The sequence below is a fragment of the Chromobacterium sp. genome (genome assembly GCF_041912965.1).
Taxonomy (GTDB): domain Bacteria; phylum Pseudomonadota; class Gammaproteobacteria; order Burkholderiales; family Chromobacteriaceae; genus Chromobacterium; species Chromobacterium aquaticum.
In genome coordinates this window covers 12,396-28,880 of record NZ_JAYSGF010000022.1, presented here as the reverse complement: position 1 = coordinate 28,880, position 16,485 = coordinate 12,396, and the positions used below count along the sequence as shown (strand labels likewise).

The following is a 16,485-nucleotide window of genomic DNA, read 5'->3' as shown; positions in this document are numbered from 1 at the left end:
GCAATGATTTCCCTGAAGCAAGTCAGCAAGTGGTACGGTCAGTTCCAGGTGTTGACCGATTGCAGCACCCAGGTCGCCAAGGGCGAGGTGGTGGTGGTGTGCGGGCCGTCCGGTTCCGGCAAGTCCACGCTGATCAAGTGCGTCAATGCGCTGGAGCCGTTCCAGAAAGGCGAGATCATCGTCGACGGGATTTCGGTGGGTGATCCCAAGACCGATCTGCCCAAGCTGCGCAGCCGCGTCGGCATGGTGTTCCAGCATTTCGAGTTGTTCCCGCACTTGTCCATCACCGAGAACCTGGCCATCGCCCAGGTCAAGGTGTTGGGCCGCGGCCAGGACGAGGCGCGCGACAAGGGCCTGAAACTGCTGGACCGGGTGGGCCTGAAGGCGCACGCCGACAAGTTTCCCAGCCAGTTGTCCGGCGGCCAGCAGCAGCGGGTGGCGATTGCGCGCGCCTTGGCGATGGACCCGATCGCGATGCTGTTCGACGAGCCGACCAGCGCGCTGGACCCGGAGATGATCAACGAGGTGCTGGACGTGATGACCGAGCTGGCGCACGAAGGGATGACCATGATGTGCGTGACCCACGAGATGGGCTTTGCCCGCCGCGTGGCCAATCGCGTGATCTTCATGGACCAGGGCCACATCGTCGAGGATTGCGACAAGGACGAATTCTTTGGCGATATCGATGGCCGCTCCGAGCGCGCCCGTCACTTCCTGTCCAAGATCCTGCAGCACTAAGAACCATTTACGATCTCGCGAGCTAAGGCGAGACAAGGCGAAAACGAGCGGAAAAGCGGAATGTACACGTGGTACATGAGCATTTTGAGCTTGGTTTCAACGCCGTATCGCCGACGCGTAGCAGATCGTAAACAGGTTCTAAGCCAGATTCTGGTCAAAGAAAAAGCCCGCCGTTTGGCGGGCTTTTTCTTTGGACGGCGCGATCAGTTGCCGTTCTTGATCTGTTGGCTGACCTGGTTTTCTTCCTGGTTCAGCGTGTTTTGCTCCTGCTTGGTGATGTGGCCGTGGTCCATCTTGGCCATGCCTTGTTCCTGCTGGCGGATGTCGCGGTCTTCGCGGTGCAGCTTGCGAGCTTCGTCGCGGCTGATCTTGCCGTCCTTCAGCTCCCGATTGATACGGTGGTCCTGATGGTGCAGGCGCTGATTGATTTCCTCGCGGCGCGGATGCTCTTTCTGCCATTCGGATTCGGCCCGGGCCTGGGCGGCGAACAATAGGCTGGCGGCGAGCAGGCTGGCCAGCATGAGGGGGCGAGCGTTCGTTTTCATCTTGATCTCCTTGGATGGCAATGACTGCCAGATGTGAGCCTAGGAGAGAATGCCGCAAGTGTTTGTTAAGGCTGGTTAATCTGTGTTGCCGCAGGCCGGTGGAGACATGAAAACTGGGAAATCCCCGTCCGCGGGAGCGTGTCGTTGCAGAAAGGCCAGCTTGGCGGCGCGGTCCAGGCGCTTGAACGCGTGTTCGGCCTTCAGCGCCTCGGAGCGGCCGGCGCAGACCAGCACCAGGGCCAGCGCTTGCGGCGGATTGAGCCGGGTGTAGCGCGCGCCCTTGCCCGCGGCATGCTGGGCGTAGCGGCGCGCCACATCGGTGGTGACTCCGGTGTAGAGCGCGCCGTCGCGGCAGCGCAGCACATATAAAAACCAGGGCCGGGGAGTGCCCCGGCCCTGTGTCTGCGTGGAAACGGCGGACTTAGATGCTGGCATCCAGATTGGCCAGCGGGCTGATCAGCACCCGCTCGGTACGGTTGCCTTTTTGCAAGGTGACGCGCAGCTTCCATTCTCCGACGGTGATTTCATCGCCCTCGCGCGGAATGCGTTCCAGGCAGTCCATCAGCAGGCCGGCCACGGTGTGGAAGTCTTCATCCTCGAAATCGCCCAGCACGATGTGCTGCTCCAGCGTCACCAGCTCCAGGCTGCCTTCCACGTCGTAGCTGCCGTCGGCCAGTGGCATGATGGCCGGCCGCTCGTGGCGCTCGTGCTCTTCCGGGAACTCGCCGGCAATCGCCTCCATCAGGTCCTTCTGGGTGACGATGCCTTCCAGGCTGCCGAACTCGTTGACCACGAAGGCCATGTCCGCCGAATGCTGGCGGAAGCTTTCCAGCGCCTTGAGCACGGTGACGGTTTCCGGCAGCACCAGCGGCTGGCGCAGCGCGGCGTCGATATTCATTTCACCGCCGTCCAGCAGCTGGGTCAGCAGATCCTTGCGCGCGACGATGCCCAGCGGCTCGTCTATGCTGCCATCCTTGATCACCACCAGCCGCGAGTAGGGGCTGTCGCGCAGCACCTTGCGCTGCGCGTCCTGGCCCTGGCTCAGGTCCAGGCGGTGCACGTCGGCGCGCGGGGTGGCGATCACGCGGATAGGCCGCTCCGCCAGCGTCAGCACGCTGTGTATCATCGCGCGCTCGTTCTGGGCGAAGGCTTCCTGGGCTTCGGCATCCTTGCTGTCTTCCACCTTGCCTTCGTCGGCGCTGGGGCTGGTCAGCTTGCTGCCCATCAGGCTGAGCACCGCGTTGGCGGTGCGTTCGCGCAGCGACTGGCTGCGGTTCAGATAGCGGATGCGGTTGGCCTGCGACACCTGGTTGAAGGCTTCGATCAGCACCGAGAAGCCGATGGCCGCGTACAGATAGCCCTTGGGAATATGGAAGCCGAAGCCTTCCGCCACCAGGCTGAAGCCGATCATCAGCAGGAAGCCCAGGCAGAGCATCACCACGGTGGGGTGGGCGTTGACGAAGGCGGTCAGCGGCTTGCTGGCGGCAATCATCATCATCATGGCGATGATGACGGCGAGCATCATCACCGGCAGGTGTTCGGCCATGCCGATGGCGGTGACCACCGAGTCGATGGAGAACACCGCGTCCAGCACCAGGATTTGGGCGACGACGGTGCCGAAGGCGGCATAGGCTTTCTGGCCGTTGCTTTTGACTTCATCCACGCCTTCCAGGCGTTCGTGCAATTCCGTGGTGGCCTTGAACAGCAGGAACACGCCACCGCCCAGCATGATGAGATCGCGCCCGGAGAAGGGCTGGCTGAACACGTGGAATAGCGGCGCGGTCAGCGTGACCAGCCAGGAAATGCTGGCCAGCAGGATCAGGCGCATGATCAGGGCCAGCGACAAGCCGGTGATGCGCGCGCGGTCGCGTTGGTGCGGGGGGAGTTTTTCCGCCAGGATGGCGACGAAGATCAGGTTGTCAACGCCTAGCACCACCTCCAGGATGATCAGCGTGAGGAGGCCCAGCCAGGCAGAAGGATCAGACAGCCACGAAACGTCCATGATGAAAGCGCAAATTCCTTATAAATAAAAACGGGGTAAAAATAGCACAGTCGGAGTGGGATTAACAAAATTCCCTTGTCCGATGCGCGGAACTCATGAAAAAACCCCGCCGCGGCGGGGTTCGTCCACTCGGCTCACAGGCCGCCGTAGGAGTGCAGGCCGGCCAGGAACATATTGACGCCGAGGAAGGCGAAGCTGGTGACCAGCAAGCCCCCCACCGCCCACCACGCCAGCGGCGCGCCGCGCCAGCCCTTGACCAGGCGGATGTGCAGCCAGGCGGCGTAGTTCAGCCATACGATCAGCGCCCAGGTTTCCTTCGGGTCCCAGCTCCAGTAGCCGCCCCAGGCGTCGGCGGCCCACATCGCGCCCAGGATGGTGGCGATGGTGAAGAACAGAAAGCCGACGGCGATGGCCTTGTACATCACCTCGTCCAGCACTTCGGCCGGCGGCAGCTTGTCCCGCAGCCAGCCCTTCAGCGCCAGCAGTTCGGCGACGCCGAGCATGGCGGCGATGGCGAAGGCGCCGTAGCCGACGAAGTTGGCCGGCACGTGTATCTTCATCCACCAGGATTGCAGCGCCGGGATCAGCGGCTGGATTTCATGGGCCTGGCGGTCGAAGGTATACCACAGGATGAAGCCGACCGAGGCGCAGATCACCAGCAGCACGAAGCCGCCCATCTGGCGCGCCGCGTACTTGGCTTCGTAGTACAGATACATCAGCGCGGTGATCAGCGTGAACAGCACGAAGACTTCGTACAGATTGGATACCGGGATGTGGCCGATGTCCGGGCTGATCAGATAGCTTTCGTACCAGCGGGTGAACAAGCCGGCGAGACCCATCACCGCCGCGGCCCAGGTCAGGCCGCTGCCCATGCGGTTCAGCGTGTCGGAGCGGGTCAGCAGCCCGCACCAGTAGGCGAAGGCGGCCAGGAAGAACAGCGTGCACATCCACATGATGGAGGACTGGCTGGACAGCATGTATTTGAGCAGGAAGGCGGTTTGGCCGCGCGCCAGCTCATGCTGGTAGACCTGTATCGCCAGCAGCGAGATACAGCCGGCCAGCGGGAAGAACCAGCGCCAGGATTTCCAGAACCAGCCGAGTCCGATCAGGCCCAGCGCCGAGCCGGCCAGGATGGCCTGCTCGTAGACGTCCATGTAATGGTTGTACAGCACATAGCTGTAGCCGGCGGCGGCCAGCACCAGCAGCGCGTACAGCCAGTCGGCCAGGTTCAGCCGTTTCAAAAGCGGCTGCTGCGAGAAAGAAGCGTGGGCCAGTTCCATCATGCACCTCGTACCAGCTGTTTGATGAGTTGAGTATGGCGCGCAAAGTCGCCGTCCAGGTCGCGATTATGCCGGTTCGACGTCATCGCCACCCGTACTTCGGTACTGTTGACGCGCACCCACAGGCGCAGTTCGCGCACGTAGAACATCAGGATGATGCCGAATACCAGCAGCAGCGAACCCAGGTAGACCAGGGTTTTGCCCGGCGAACGGGTCAGTTGCAGGCCAGAGGCCTGTACCTGCTCGAAGCCGTCCAGCTGCAGGAACACCGGCGTGCCGTAATCATGCAGCGCGCTGACCGCCACCAGGCTGTCCAGCAGGAAGCGGTAATGGCCGCTGTCCAGCGGCATCGGTTTCTGGCCGGCTTTTTCATCGGCCACCGCCATCACATCGACTACCGCGCCTTGCAGGATCTTGATGTAAGTCTGCGCCACCGCCTGGCGTTTATCCTGCGGCACCCTATCGTCCAGGAATTTCTCCAGGCCGATGAAGCCGCTGTCGCCAAAGCGCGCAAGCACCCATTTGACGCTGTCGGTGAACTGCTGCTGCATCGCCGGGCTGATGGCGTCGCCCTTCAGCGCCTTTTGCGCGGCGCGGCGGGCGATTTCATCATAGCGCGCCGGATCCAGCAGCGCGGCGCGCAAGCGCATGAAGCGTTCCACGCTCATCTCGTCGTCCAGCGGGATGCGCACGTACTGCAGCGGTTCTGCCACGGTCTTGCGCACGCCGGCCATCAGGTAGCTGGCGCCGTCCTGCTGGATGGGCGCCATATAGTGCAGGTATTCCACCGCCTGGCCCTGGGCGTCGCGCAGCTTGAAGCTGATCGATGGGCCCTGGTTTTTCAACTGCTTGTCCTGTTTGACCTCGCGCGCGTCCTGCATGCGCTGCGACAGGGTGCGCGGCGCGCCGTCCTGAGGCTTGCCGGTGTTCTCGATATTGAACACGCGCAATTCGCCCAGCTCCAGCGTGTAATCCTTGCCATTGGCCTTCAGCGGCTGGCTGGACATGGACACCGCCTTGACCTCCACCGGGCGCGATTGCGGCGCGGCCAGGTTCCAGGCCTTGAAGGTGAGCGGGGAGGCGCCATCGCCGAAGCTGGACTGGTAGATGGCGACGCCATCCACGATCAGCGGGTGGTTGACCTTGACCGTGGCCTCGGTGCTTTTGCCGCTGGCCTTGTCGGTGACCACGATGTCGCTGGCGAACAGCTTGGGCATGCCGTTGCTGTAGTAATCGACATGGAACTTCTTCAGCGTGATGATGAAGGGCAGTTCCTGCACCAGGTAGCCGTTGCCGGCGTTGAGGAAGGTGACGTCGGCGCTCTTGTTCTCGGCGATGGTGACATTGCCGCGGAAGGACAGATTGCTGGCGTCCAGCCGGCTGGCGGCCGGAATCTGGCTTTGCGGGATGTCGCGGGTCTCCGGCACCACGCTGCCCACCAGCTCCGCGATTTTCAGCGGCAGGTTACCGTCCAGCAGGCCGCCGATGCAGATCACCACCAGCGCGATGTGGGCGAAGAAGTAGCCGAGCTTGCCGGCCGCGCCCTTCTTGGCCGCCAGCATCAGGCCGTCGTCGCGCGCCTGTTCCTTGACGCGGAAGCCCTGCGCCTGCAGATAGGCGCGCGCGGCGTCGGCGTCGAAGCCGGCGGCCGGGAAGCTGGCGCTGTGCTTCATCGCCGCCAGCGAGTTGTCGGAGGCTTTTTCGCGGAAGGCGCGCATGTCCTTGATGAAACCGGGACCGTTGCGCAGGATGCACAAGCTGGTGGAAATCACCAGGAAGGCGAGGATGGTGAGGAACCACGCGGAGTGGTAGACGTCGTATAAGCCCAGCCATTCGAAGGCCTGGAACCAGAATTGACCGAACTCGAAGGCATAGTTGGGATAAGGCTCGTTCTGCTTGAGCACGGTCCCGATTATCGAGGCGATGGCCAGTATCGTCAGCAGGCCGATGGCGAAGCGCATCGAGCTGAGCAATTCATACCAGGCATGCGCCAGGCCGTTGCGGCTAGTTTTTTTCATCATGGCGTAAAGTGCAAAAAGGAAAGCCCGTGAACGGGTCTTCCCTTTTGAGCCGGGGTGCCGGACAAAGTTGCCGGCGCGTCTCGAAGTGCGGATGGCGCCGTCTGGCGCAAGCGGCGCGGAGTTCCCAACACGGCGCGGCCCTTGCGGGCCGTCATGTCCGGCCGGCCGCGACGGCGGCGCGGCCGGCCGGCATTGGCGCTCAGCGCAGGCCGGAAATGTATTCGGCCACGGCCTTCATTTCCGCGTCGCTCATGCGGCTGGCGATATCCTGCATCGGGCCGTTCTTGCGATCGGCGCCGGCTTTGAAGTCGTTCAGCTGCTTGACGATGTAGCCGGCGTGTTGGCTGCCCAGGCGCGGGTATTGGTCGGGCAGGCCTTTGCCGGAGGGACCGTGGCAGGACATACAGGCCGGCACGTGGGTGCCGTTGTTGCCGATGCGGTAGATCTTGGCGCCCAGCGGCATTTGGGTCTTGTCGGACGCTTCGCGATCTTTGGGCTTCTGCTCGCTGTAGTAGGCGGCGACATTGCGCATATCGTCCTCGGACAGCGTGGAAGCCATGCCCAGCATGGTCGGGTTCTTGCGTACGCCTTCCTTGAACGCCTTCAACTGGGTGTACAGATAATGCGCGTTCTGACCCGCCAGCGAGGGATTGGCCGCGGCTACGCTGTTGCCGTCGGTGCCGTGGCAAGCCGCGCAAACCGTTTCGACGATCTGTTTGGCCTTCACCGGGTCGGCCTTGGCGGCTACCGGGGCCGCCGCCAACGCGTTTCCGGCCAGGGTTGCAGCCGCCATCGCCAACAGCATCATACGTTTCATGGTCGCTCCTTTAGGGGCTATCCCTAAATATCTGTAAAAGTGGCAATTTCAAACCTGCTATTCTATACCAACTGATTTCACCCTTACTACTATGTCGACTTTTCAAAACGCCAGATTTTATACCACTGTCAATCATATGAAGGACTTGCCGCCGACGCGAGCCGAAGTCGCTTTCGTCGGCCGCTCCAACGCCGGCAAGTCCAGCGCCATCAACACCCTGGCCAATCATGCCCGCCTGGCGCGGGTTTCCAAGACGCCGGGCCGTACTCAGCACATTAACTTTTTTGAGCTGGGCAACGAATGTTTTCTAGTCGATTTGCCCGGTTATGGCTATGCCGAGGTGCCGGAAGCGGTGCGCGCGCACTGGGTGGAACTGTTGGGCCGCTATCTGCAATCGCGCCAGAGCCTGATCGGCCTGCTGCTGATCATGGACGCGCGTCATCCCTTGAAAGAGCTGGACCGCAAGATGCTGGAGTTCTTCCGCGTGACCCGGCGGCCGGTGCACATCCTGTTGTCCAAGGCCGACAAGCTGTCGCGCCAGGAGCAGTCCAAGGTGCTGGCGCTGGTCAAGCGCGAGCTGAACGATTATCCGGACGTCAGCGTGCAGATGTTCTCCAGCCTGAAGAAGAGCGGCGTGGAGGAAGTGGAGCAAGTGGTGAACAACTGGTTCGACCAGCACTTGGGACAGCCGGCCGCCGAGGACGAGGCGGAGCCGGAACTTTAAGCCGCGGCCGCGGACCTAAGCTAGCAGGTGGCCAACACCTCCCGCTTGCCTCCCTGAGCGGGGCCTGATTGATCAGGCTTACCCCCGGCAGCAGCTTGCCGGGGTTTTTTATGGGCGACGAAAACGACAAAGGCGAAGGAATCATCCTTCGCCTTTGCTTTATGACTGCGTGGAAGCCTTACAGGCTGGTGACCACGGTCTCCACATGCAGGTTCTCGGCGGCGTTGCGCACCGCGTCGCTGGAGCGGAACGGCCCCAGGCGAACCTTGTAGACGCCTTCCTGGTTCACGATGCCGAGTTTGGACTCGTACTTGTCGTCCATCTCGCCCAGCATCTTCTGCACCATGGCTTCGGCGTTGGACAGCTTGGAGAAGCTGCCCAGCTGCAGGAACTTGGGCGTGTCCTCGGCGCGCAGCGCGGCGCTGACGGGACGGGTGCTGGCGATGTTCTCGCCGCCGGCGTCCGGCCATACGCGCTCGATGGCGATCTTGGCGCTGCCTTGCTTGATGAAGCCCAGGCGGTAGGCCGCGGCGTAGGACAGGTCCATCAGGCGGTTCCGGTGGAAGGGGCCGCGATCATTGACGCGCACCACCACCGATTTGCCGTTGTTCAGATTGGTGACCCGGGCATAGCTCGGGATCGGCAATGTCGGGTGGGCTGCGGTCATCGCGAACATATCGTATCGTTCGCCGGAGGACGTCTTGCGGCCATGGAACTGCTTGCCGTACCAGGAGGCGCGGCCCGTGGCTTGATAGGGCTTTTCGCGCGTGTCGGGGCGGAAGCTCATGCCCAGCGCCGTATAGGGCAGGTTGGCTGACTTGATCAGCGGCTCTTCCTGCGGCACGGCGTCCGGCACCAAGTTCAGGTTGACCGGAATATGGTCGGCGGGACCATCGTTCTGGAAATAAGCTCCATTCTTGGCAACGGTTTTCTTGTTGCCGGTCGACGAGGACGCCGACTGGTTGGTGGCGCTGGCCGTCTTCACGGTGGAACAGGCCACGAGTACGAGACTGACGAACACAAGCCACAGCCATCGGAGTACTGATTGCATAGATCTCCCTTATGCTGTCGGAACCACTGCAAAACCTTGCGCGCCGTTGAACATCATGACGCTAAACGCTTGCCCGCAAGCGCTTGGGCTAGGCTTTCCAGAGTCCCTTGTTGGGCCGATCTGCGAACCGCTTCAGCTTCCCCCTGCGAAATCGAGCTGTCGCCAAGCCTCGAACACTGTCACCGCGACCGCGTTCGAAAGATTGAGACTTCTTGATTCGGGACGCATCGGCAAACGAATCCTCTGCTGCGGAGGCAATGACTCCAGCACTTCAGGCGGCAGACCGCGGGATTCGGGACCGAACAAAAAAACGTCCCCAGGTTGATAGGAAATCCGGTCATGGCGCTCGGAGCCCTTGGTGGTGGCGGCGAAAATCCGCCGTCCGCGCAAAGTCTCTTGACAAGCCGCCCAATCCTCATGAACCACAACGCGAGCGTACTCGTGATAATCGAGTCCCGCGCGTCGCAGCTTGGCATCCTCCAAAGGGAAGCCCATGGGCTTGACCAGATGCAGTTCACAGCCGGTGTTGGCACATAAACGAATCACATTGCCCGTGTTGGGCGGTATTTCCGGCTGAAAAAGAATTACAGTGAACATCGTTGGCAGGCTGGATTGTTCCAAAGAATCAAAATCTTGGTCAAGTTTTAGGAGAAAAGGCCCTGGCGAGCACCCAGCCATCGACCCGTTTTGCCCCCTGTTTTTTCAAAATTTCGGCCAGTGCCGACAGGGTGGCGCCGCTGGTGGCGACGTCATCGACAATGGCGATGGAAAGCCCGTCACAGCGGCAATTTACGCCGAAAGCATGGCGGAGGTTTTTCCGGCGTTCGGCGCGCCCGAGCGAGGCTTGCGGCCGAGTGTTGTATTTTCGCCAACACAAGTCCGCGCTCAAACGGCTTGCCATTGTAACAGTGATTGCTTTCGCCAGCTCATGGCTTTGGTTGAAACCGCGTTCGGCAAGTCGTTCTTTTGCCAATGGAACGGGAATGACAAAGTGATATTCATGGGCGTGGCCGGCGGCGAAATCAGCCAATAGACTGCTCAGCGCCACGCCCATTTGCAGTTGCTTGCCGTACTTGAACGCATGGATCAGCGCAGCGATCGGGTAGTCGAACAAATAGGGCGCGTGCAGCGCGTCGAAGGCGGGAGGGCGGCGTTGGCACTGCCCGCACAGGCCGGCCGCGGCCAGGGGCTCGGCGCAACGCGCGCATTGGGTGACGGGCAGCCGCGGCAGTTGTTCGCGGCAAGCGGTGCAAAAACCAAGCCGAGCGCGCCAGTCGCCGCAGAGCAGGCAGGGTTGATTAAATATTGTGCACTTGTCAATTATGAGCTGCGTTAGGTTTGACAGCATCCGTCCCTCCCCAGCAAGATGCGGCTGATTCGCTCCACGCCCGGCCGGGCGTGGCATTCCGACGATCCCGGCGGCGCAATCCGGAATTCCTTTGATCGATCAAGGGCTTCCTCCGTCGGGACGAGACCACTGCCAGGATTGACCATGCATTCTTCCGCTATCGAATTCAAGCCTTCCGCCACCCCGCACCGCGAGTCCGCCAGCTGGGCTGTGGCGGAAATCGAGGCGCTGTTGGCGCTGCCCTTCATGGAGCTGGTGTTTCGCGCCGCCGAGATCCACCGCCAGTTCTTCGACCCGACCAAGGTGCAGCTGTCGACGCTGATTTCCATCAAGACCGGTGGCTGTCCCGAGGACTGCGGTTATTGTCCGCAGTCGGCGCATCACGACACCCCGGTACCCAATCAGCCGATGCTGACCGTGGACGAGGTATTGAGCGCCGCGCGCGCGGCCAAGGCCAATGGCGCCGGCCGTTTCTGCATGGGCGCCGCCTGGCGCGGCCCCAAGGACGCGGACCTGCAGAAAACGCTGGAAATGGTGAAGGAGGTCAAGGCACTGGGTCTGGAAACCTGCGCCACCTTCGGTTTGCTGAGGGAGGGCCAGGCCGAACAGCTGAAGGCTGCGGGCCTGGATTATTACAATCACAATCTGGATACCTCACCGGACAAATATTCCGATATCATAGCCACGCGCGACTACGAGGACAGACTCGACACTTTGGGAAAAGTACGCAATGCCGGTTTGTCGGTGTGCTGCGGTGGTATTGTTGGCATGAATGAAACCCGCAACGATCGCGCGGGTCTGATTGCACAGCTAGCGAATCTAGAGCCGCAGCCGGAATCGGTGCCGATCAACAAGTTGGTCAAGGTAGAGGGCACGCCGCTGGAAGGCGCCGCGCCGCTGGACTGGACCGAGTTTGTGCGCACCATCGCCGTAGCCCGCATCGTGATGCCCAAAACCTATGTGCGCTTGTCCGCCGGTCGCCGTGAAATGGACGAGTCCACCCAGGCTTTGTGCTTCCTCGCCGGAGCCAATTCCATCTTCTACGGCGACAAGCTGCTGACCACCGGCAACCCCGAAGTGGACGCCGACCGGCAACTGCTGGAAAAGCTTGATCTGGCGCCGCTTTGAGTGGTTTGGGCGGCGGATTCGCGGGCGATGTAAAAAATGTATATATAAGGAGTAGCTTCGGCGCTCGGCCTGCCGGCCGCCGCCAAGCCCTTTTCACGGGATATTTGAGCCGATATGCGCCTTCAAGACCTGCCTGCCGCCCTGTTGGACCTTTCCGCCACCCACCGCCGCCGCCAACGCGCGGTCATCGATAGCCCACAAGGGGTCGAGGTGGTGGTGGACGGACGTTCCTATCTTTCTTTCGCCAGCAACGACTATCTGGGACTGGCCGACCATCCCGCGCTGGTGCGCGCCGCGCAGCAGGGCCTTGAGCGCTGGGGCGTGGGCGGGGGATCTTCCCATCTGCTGGCCGGTCATTTCAGCGTGCAGCAAGAGGCCGAAGAGGCGCTGGCGGAATTCGTCGGCCAAGAGGCGGCATTATTGTTCGGCTCCGGCTACGCGGCCAATCTGGCGATTGTCAGCAGCCTGCTGGACCGCGGCGACGCGGTGTTCGCCGACCGTCTGAACCATGCGTCGCTGAACGACGCCTGCCGGCTGAGCCGCGCCGAGTTCAAGCGTTTCCATCACAACGACTTGGCGCAGCTGGAGCGGCTGCTGGCCGAGTCCGACGCCAAAACCAAGCTGATCGCGGTGGAGTCGGTATACAGCATGGATGGCGACGAGGCGCCGCTGGCAGCGCTGCTGGCCTTGGCCGAGCGTTACGATGCCTGGCTGTACGTGGATGACGCGCATGGTTTCGGCGTGCTGGGCGAGGGGCGCGGCGCGCTGGCCGAGCACGGCCTATCCAGCCCGCGGCTGATCTATATGGCGACACTGGGCAAGGCCGCCGGCGTGGCCGGCGCCTTCATCGCCGGCGGCGGCGAGCTGATCGATTGGCTGATCAATTCGGCGCGCAGCTATATCTACACCACCTCCCAGCCGCCAGCGTTGGCCTGTGCGATCTTGGCCAGCCTGCGTTTGATAGAGGCGGCCGACGACAGGCGCGCGCGCTTGAGGGCGTCGATCGAAACCATTAGATGCGGACTATCCGGAGGAGAATACTCCGTAGGGGCTTCCCGGACGCCGATTCAGCCACTTATCATAGGTAGCGATGAACAGGCGCTGGCGTTGGCCGGCCGCCTGCGCGATCACGGGCTGTGGGTGCCGGCGATTCGCCCGCCCACGGTGCCGGAAGGCGCGGCGCGTTTGCGCCTGTCCTTGTCGGCCATGCATGAGCCGGAGCACTTGCAGCGCTTGTTGTCCTGTATTCGGGGCGACGCGGCGCCCTGAGTCCGCGCGCCCATGGGGAGGGGCGCGCCGGCATGGCCGGATTTTCCAGCTAACTCATACTACGATAATCACATGAAGAGCATGGCTGAATATCTGGCGACGCCTGAGCAGGCCGCCGCGATGGCGCTGTCTCTGCTGCAAGGGCAGGGCGGGGTGCGCATTGCCGCGGTGTGGCGGCAGCTGGGCGAGGCCTGGCAATTGCTGGCCGCCATCGGCGCCACCGATGCGCTGCCCAGTGCCGAAACGCTGGCCGGCGGCGGCCGGCTGGAAGCCGGCTGCGAGGCGATGCCTTTGCGCGCCGGCGAGCAATTGCTGGGCTGGCTGGTGTGGCGCGGCGATGCCGGGCCGGCGTTGAACGAGGCCGCCGCGCTGCTGTGCGCCCATTTGCTGTGCGCGCGGCTGGGCGCGGAACAGGCGGCGTCGCGCGCGGCCAACGACGCCTTGCTCGATATCTCGCAACTGGCCGAGGAGTGCGGCACCATCGATCAAGTGCTGCCCTGCCTGCATCGGCAGATGATGCGGCTGATGGACGCCAGCAATTTCTACATTGCCTTGTACGATGACGAGGCCCAAGTCATCCACTTCCCGTTCTATGTCGACCAGCGCGATCCCGCTCCTCCCGCCAGCGATGCCGTCTTCCCGCTGGCCGGCCAGGCGCCGTCGCTGACCGCCTGGCTGATACGCGGTGGCAAGCCGGTGGTGCTGAGCCGGGAGCGTTTGCTGGAAGTGTGTCAGCAGGAGGGACTGAGCCGGCAAGGGCTGCTGCCGGCCAGCTGGATGGGCGCGCCCTTGCTCAATGCCGGCGGCCATGTGATAGGCGCGGTGGTGCTGCAGCTGTACGAAAATCAGACGCAATTGACCTCGGCCGAGCAGCAGCTGTTCCTGTTCGCCGCCCGCCATGTCGGCTTCGTGTTGGAACGGGTGCTGCACCGCAGCCAATTGGAGCGCCAGGTCTGGCTGCGCACCAGCGAGCTGGAAGGCGCCAACGCGAGGCTGCGCGCCGAAGTGGCCGAGCGCCAGCGCGCCGAGCGTTTCCAGGGCGCCTTGTTCAGCATCGCCGAGTTGTCGAATACCAGTCTGTCGCTGGAAGCCTTCCTCGGCGGCCTGCACCGCTTGCTGGCGGAGATGGTGCCGGCGCGCAACTGCCTGGTGGCCTTGTACGATCAATTGGAAGACCGCATCAGCTTTCCCTATTGCGCAGATGAGTACGCGCCGCCGTTACAGCCGCACCGTCCGGGCAAGGGCTTTATCGAGCAGGTGCTGCATAGCGGCCGCCCCTTGCTGATCGACCCCTATTCGCAACAGAACCGCCAATCGGAAGCCAGCGCCGATTTGCCGCGGCCCAAGAGCTGGCTGGGCGTGCCGCTGTATTGCGGCACCGATCTCTTGGGTGTGTTGGCGGTGCAGAGTTACGACGAGGACGTGAGCTATAACTTCCGCGATCAGGAAGTGCTGGAGTTCGTCGCCAACCATATCGGCGCGGCGCTGACCCGGGTCAAGGCCTTGGAGAGCCTGCAAGCGGCCTACGCCGAACTGGAGCAGCGGGTGCGCGAACGCACCAGCGAGCTGGACGCGGTCAACGCCCAGCTGGAGTTCGACAGCCTGCACGATCCGCTGACCAAGTTGCCCAACCGCAGCTATTTCTCCAAGACCCTGCGCCGGGCCTGGGACGCGTATATCCATGGCAGCGGCGAGCGCTTCGCGGTGCTGTTCATCGATCTGGACCGTTTCAAGCTGGTCAACGACACCCTTGGTCACCTGGCCGGCGACCATCTTTTGTTCGAGGCCGGCGCGCGCATCCGTACCTGCCTGCGCCATTACGACTTTCTGGCGCGGCTGGGCGGCGACGAGTTCGCGGTGCTGATGTTCGGCATGGATGGCGGCGGCGACTGCGAGCGCATCGCGCAGCGCATCGTCAACGAGTTCGATCGGCCGGTGATTCTGGCCGGCCGCGAGGTGTTTTCCACCGCCAGCGTCGGCGTGGTGCTGGCCGATCTCGAGCATTATCACAAGGCCGACGACCTGCTGCGCGACGCCGATCACGCGATGTACTGCACCAAGCAGCAGGGGCGGCAGGGCTATACCCTGTTCAATCACGAGCTGCGCATCAACCAGGCGGACCAACTGGCGCTGGAGAGCGAACTGCGTCGCGCGTTGGAAGAGGAAGGGCAGTTGCAGCCGTATTTCCAGCCTTTCATCGACGGTCACAGCGGTGAACTGGTCGGCTTCGAGGCGCTGGCGCGCTGGCAGCATCCGCTGCGCGGCCTGATCTCGCCCGGCTTGTTCCTGCCCATCGCCGAGGAAAGCGGGCTGATCACCCGGCTGGACCGCTACATCCTGAACGCCGCCTGCGCGCAGATGGGACTGTGGCGCGCCCAAGGCAGGGTGGGCCCGGAAGTGGCCTTGCACATCAATCTGTCCTCGGCGCATTTCCACGATCCGGAACTGGCCGGCTGGATAGGCGAGCGCATCCGCCATTACGGCCTGCCGCCGGCGATGCTGCATCTTGAAATCACCGAGAGCGCGCTGATAGACCAGCCCGAGATCGCGGCCACGGTGATGCACGCGCTGCATGAATTGGGCGTGAGGCTGGCGCTGGACGACTTCGGCACCGGCTATTCCGCGCTGTCTTATCTGCACCGCTTTCGTTTCGACGTGTTGAAGATAGACCAGTCCTTTGTCTTCGATCTCGACCGTCAGCAGGAATCGGTGGCCATCGTGCGCGCGATTCTGGCGCTGGCCAAGGCGCTGGACCTGGACGTGGTGGCCGAGGGCGTGGAAACCGCCGCCCAGCTGGCCATGCTCAAGGAGATGGGCTGCGGCAAGCTGCAGGGTTTCTATTTCGCCGCCCCGGCGCCGGCCCAGGGCATGGACTGGGAGCGGCTGGCGCGCTTCCGTCGGGAGTTCCAGCATGGAGCCTAGCCGCTGGCGGCGCTGGCCGCAGGTTTTCAACCGCTGGCGCTACAATCTGTACGCGCCGGTTTACGACCGGCTGGCGCAGGCTTTCGCCGCGCGCCGGCGCCGTTCCATCGCGCTGCTCAATCCCCAACCGGAGGAGCGCATCCTGCTGGTGGCGGCCGGCACCGGCCTGGACCTGGACTTCATGGTGCGTTGTCGCCACCTGGTCGCCATCGATATCTCCGACGGCATGCTGGCGCGCTTGCGCGCCCACGCCGCGACGCTGGGCATGGAGGTGGATGCCCGGGTGATGGACGCGCAGGCGCTGGAGTTCGCCGACGCCAGCTTCGACGCGGTGGTGCTGCACCTGGCGCTGGCGGTGGTGCCGGACCCGCGGGCCTGCATTCGCGAAGTGGAGCGCGTGCTCAAGCCCGGCGGCCGGGTGGCGGTGTTCGACAAGTTCCTGCACGACGATCAGCGGCCCTCGCTATTGCGCAGCGCCGGCAATCTGCTGTCGCGCGTGATCGCCACCGATATCAACCGGAGGCTGGCGGATATCCTGGCGGGGTGTCGCTTGCGCAAGGTTCATGACGAAGATGCCGGCCTTGGAGGTTTCTTTCGCATCGCGATCTTGCGAAAATGACGGTTTCCCCTCATTTAATCG

General features: G+C 63.0%; 15 protein-coding genes. 6 read left to right on the top strand and 9 right to left on the bottom strand.

Annotation, left to right across the window (positions count from 1 at the left end):
* The first annotated feature begins 3 nt into the window (after positions 1-3).
* A complete protein-coding gene (locus ACE3QM_RS13140) occupies positions 4-738 on the top strand; it encodes an amino acid ABC transporter ATP-binding protein (RefSeq protein ID WP_048408391.1) in 735 nt (244 codons plus the stop codon).
* A gap of 203 nt (positions 739-941) precedes the next feature.
* On the opposite strand, the gene ACE3QM_RS13135 is transcribed toward ACE3QM_RS13140, so the two are convergent.
* The 6 genes from ACE3QM_RS13135 to ACE3QM_RS13110 all read right to left on the bottom strand — a co-directional run bounded on the left by ACE3QM_RS13135 (position 942) and on the right by ACE3QM_RS13110 (position 7,403).
* Positions 942-1,283, bottom strand: a complete 342-nt coding sequence (locus tag ACE3QM_RS13135) for a hypothetical protein (RefSeq protein ID WP_048408390.1) — start codon at positions 1,281-1,283, stop codon at positions 942-944.
* Positions 1,284-1,358: 75 nt separating this feature from the next.
* Entirely contained in the window at positions 1,359-1,718 is a 360-nt protein-coding gene (locus ACE3QM_RS13130; RefSeq protein ID WP_374422439.1) for a GIY-YIG nuclease family protein, read from the bottom strand.
* The gene (locus ACE3QM_RS13125) at positions 1,705-3,285 is read right to left on the bottom strand and encodes a TerC family protein (RefSeq protein WP_231461590.1); all 1,581 of its coding nucleotides are present in this window, start codon (positions 3,283-3,285) and stop codon (positions 1,705-1,707) included. The genes ACE3QM_RS13130 and ACE3QM_RS13125 overlap by 14 nt, the downstream gene beginning before the upstream one ends.
* Positions 3,286-3,419: 134 nt before the next feature.
* Positions 3,420-4,565, bottom strand: a complete 1,146-nt coding sequence (gene ccsB / locus ACE3QM_RS13120) for a c-type cytochrome biogenesis protein CcsB (protein WP_374422437.1) — start codon at positions 4,563-4,565, stop codon at positions 3,420-3,422.
* The gene (locus ACE3QM_RS13115) at positions 4,565-6,586 is read right to left on the bottom strand and encodes a cytochrome c biogenesis protein ResB (RefSeq protein WP_231580950.1); all 2,022 of its coding nucleotides are present in this window, start codon (positions 6,584-6,586) and stop codon (positions 4,565-4,567) included. The genes ccsB and ACE3QM_RS13115 overlap by 1 nt, the downstream gene beginning before the upstream one ends.
* Positions 6,587-6,785: 199 nt before the next feature.
* Positions 6,786-7,403: a cytochrome c gene (locus ACE3QM_RS13110; protein ID WP_048408387.1), complete on the bottom strand. Its 618-nt coding sequence runs from the start codon at positions 7,401-7,403 to the stop codon at positions 6,786-6,788.
* A 91-nt stretch (positions 7,404-7,494) separates the two neighbouring features.
* Here ACE3QM_RS13110 and yihA point away from each other — a divergent pair, with 91 nt between their 5' ends.
* Positions 7,495-8,127 carry a ribosome biogenesis GTP-binding protein YihA/YsxC gene (gene yihA, locus ACE3QM_RS13105; protein WP_048408386.1) on the top strand — a complete coding sequence of 211 codons (633 nt, stop codon included), beginning with the start codon at positions 7,495-7,497 and terminating at the stop codon, positions 8,125-8,127.
* Positions 8,128-8,305: 178 nt separating this feature from the next.
* Here yihA and ACE3QM_RS13100 read toward each other — a convergent pair whose 3' ends face one another.
* The 3 genes from ACE3QM_RS13100 to ACE3QM_RS13090 all read right to left on the bottom strand — a co-directional run bounded on the left by ACE3QM_RS13100 (position 8,306) and on the right by ACE3QM_RS13090 (position 10,526).
* Positions 8,306-9,178: a septal ring lytic transglycosylase RlpA family protein gene (locus tag ACE3QM_RS13100; RefSeq protein WP_048408385.1), complete on the bottom strand. Its 873-nt coding sequence runs from the start codon at positions 9,176-9,178 to the stop codon at positions 8,306-8,308.
* Positions 9,179-9,310: 132 nt separating this feature from the next.
* Positions 9,311-9,775 (bottom strand): tRNA (cytidine(34)-2'-O)-methyltransferase, encoded by a 465-nt coding sequence (locus tag ACE3QM_RS13095; protein ID WP_081555202.1) that lies wholly within the window; start codon positions 9,773-9,775, stop codon positions 9,311-9,313.
* Between the two features lie 40 nt (positions 9,776-9,815).
* Positions 9,816-10,526 carry a ComF family protein gene (locus tag ACE3QM_RS13090; RefSeq protein ID WP_374422432.1) on the bottom strand — a complete coding sequence of 237 codons (711 nt, stop codon included), beginning with the start codon at positions 10,524-10,526 and terminating at the stop codon, positions 9,816-9,818.
* A gap of 144 nt (positions 10,527-10,670) precedes the next feature.
* Between ACE3QM_RS13090 and bioB the strand changes: the two genes are divergently transcribed.
* The 4 genes from bioB (at position 10,671) to ACE3QM_RS13070 (ending at position 16,464) form a co-directional block, all read left to right on the top strand.
* A complete protein-coding gene (gene bioB, locus ACE3QM_RS13085) occupies positions 10,671-11,654 on the top strand; it encodes a biotin synthase BioB (RefSeq protein ID WP_048408382.1) in 984 nt (327 codons plus the stop codon).
* A 114-nt stretch (positions 11,655-11,768) separates the two neighbouring features.
* On the top strand, positions 11,769-12,923 hold the full coding sequence (gene bioF, locus ACE3QM_RS13080; protein WP_231461594.1) for an 8-amino-7-oxononanoate synthase: 1,155 nt from the start codon (positions 11,769-11,771) through the stop codon (positions 12,921-12,923).
* A gap of 72 nt (positions 12,924-12,995) precedes the next feature.
* The gene (locus ACE3QM_RS13075) at positions 12,996-15,845 is read left to right on the top strand and encodes an EAL domain-containing protein (RefSeq protein WP_374422429.1); all 2,850 of its coding nucleotides are present in this window, start codon (positions 12,996-12,998) and stop codon (positions 15,843-15,845) included.
* Positions 15,835-16,464, top strand: a complete 630-nt coding sequence (locus tag ACE3QM_RS13070; RefSeq protein WP_374422427.1) for a class I SAM-dependent methyltransferase — start codon at positions 15,835-15,837, stop codon at positions 16,462-16,464. Before ACE3QM_RS13075 ends, ACE3QM_RS13070 begins: the two co-directional genes overlap by 11 nt.
* Positions 16,465-16,485 lie beyond the last annotated feature (21 nt).

What these genes read in the sequence shown, in the direction of transcription:
- ACE3QM_RS13130 (WP_374422439.1), bottom strand. Translation starts at nt 1,718, where the DNA reads ATGCCAGCATCTAAGTCCGCCGTTTCCACGCAGACACAGGGCCGGGGC.
- bioB (WP_048408382.1), top strand. Translation starts at nt 10,671, where the DNA reads ATGCATTCTTCCGCTATCGAATTCAAGCCTTCCGCCACCCCGCACCGC.
- ACE3QM_RS13135 (WP_048408390.1), bottom strand. Translation starts at nt 1,283, where the DNA reads ATGAAAACGAACGCTCGCCCCCTCATGCTGGCCAGCCTGCTCGCCGCC.
- ACE3QM_RS13115 (WP_231580950.1), bottom strand. Translation starts at nt 6,586, where the DNA reads ATGATGAAAAAAACTAGCCGCAACGGCCTGGCGCATGCCTGGTATGAA.
- ACE3QM_RS13075 (WP_374422429.1), top strand. Translation starts at nt 12,996, where the DNA reads ATGAAGAGCATGGCTGAATATCTGGCGACGCCTGAGCAGGCCGCCGCG.
- ACE3QM_RS13090 (WP_374422432.1), bottom strand. Translation starts at nt 10,526, where the DNA reads ATGCTGTCAAACCTAACGCAGCTCATAATTGACAAGTGCACAATATTT.
- ACE3QM_RS13110 (WP_048408387.1), bottom strand. Translation starts at nt 7,403, where the DNA reads ATGAAACGTATGATGCTGTTGGCGATGGCGGCTGCAACCCTGGCCGGA.
- bioF (WP_231461594.1), top strand. Translation starts at nt 11,769, where the DNA reads ATGCGCCTTCAAGACCTGCCTGCCGCCCTGTTGGACCTTTCCGCCACC.
- ACE3QM_RS13070 (WP_374422427.1), top strand. Translation starts at nt 15,835, where the DNA reads ATGGAGCCTAGCCGCTGGCGGCGCTGGCCGCAGGTTTTCAACCGCTGG.
- ACE3QM_RS13100 (WP_048408385.1), bottom strand. Translation starts at nt 9,178, where the DNA reads ATGCAATCAGTACTCCGATGGCTGTGGCTTGTGTTCGTCAGTCTCGTA.
- ACE3QM_RS13125 (WP_231461590.1), bottom strand. Translation starts at nt 3,285, where the DNA reads ATGGACGTTTCGTGGCTGTCTGATCCTTCTGCCTGGCTGGGCCTCCTC.
- ACE3QM_RS13095 (WP_081555202.1), bottom strand. Translation starts at nt 9,775, where the DNA reads ATGTTCACTGTAATTCTTTTTCAGCCGGAAATACCGCCCAACACGGGC.
- ccsB (WP_374422437.1), bottom strand. Translation starts at nt 4,565, where the DNA reads ATGGAACTGGCCCACGCTTCTTTCTCGCAGCAGCCGCTTTTGAAACGG.
- ACE3QM_RS13140 (WP_048408391.1), top strand. Translation starts at nt 4, where the DNA reads ATGATTTCCCTGAAGCAAGTCAGCAAGTGGTACGGTCAGTTCCAGGTG.
- yihA (WP_048408386.1), top strand. Translation starts at nt 7,495, where the DNA reads ATGTCGACTTTTCAAAACGCCAGATTTTATACCACTGTCAATCATATG.